Origin of the sequence: Proteus sp. LHD240705 (genome assembly GCF_047921555.1) — a bacterium.
Lineage (GTDB): Bacteria > Pseudomonadota > Gammaproteobacteria > Enterobacterales > Enterobacteriaceae > Proteus.
The window spans coordinates 1-418 of the sequence record NZ_JBLRMI010000042.1 but is presented as its reverse complement, the minus strand read 5'-3'; the positions used below and the strand labels follow the sequence as shown (position 1 = coordinate 418).

General features: G+C 47.6%; 1 pseudogene. It reads left to right on the top strand.

The features are described from left to right. Nucleotides 1-28: 28 nt before the first annotated feature. A pseudogene (locus ACNART_RS17935) lies at nucleotides 29-418 on the top strand (RTX toxin); the annotation flags it as partial.

Below are 418 nucleotides of genomic sequence, written 5' to 3'. Positions count from 1 at the left end.
AAGCGGCAATGAAAGTGACCCTTCAACTGTGACTTCAAAAACCGATGGTGTCACCGATGCACCAGTGCTGACTATCCCAGAAGTGGCGGATGGTTATGCGAATGCAGATGAACTGAAAGATGGTTTACAGGCGGAAGTGACCTTGCCAGCAGGCACTGTAGAAGGTGCAGAAATTACACTGACTATTACTCGTCCAGATAACACCACTGAAACTATTACACATACCGTCACGAAAGATGAAGTAACGGCGGGCAAAGTGTCAATGGATATTCCGAAAGGCGCGGTACAAGACGGTCAAAATAGCGTAGGTGTCAGCTTGTCACAAGGTAGTAATCCAGCTAAACCAGGGAATAAAGTGGAATTTGCTGTTGATGGACAAATTCCAGGCGACACCGACGGTGACGGCGTGGTAGATACT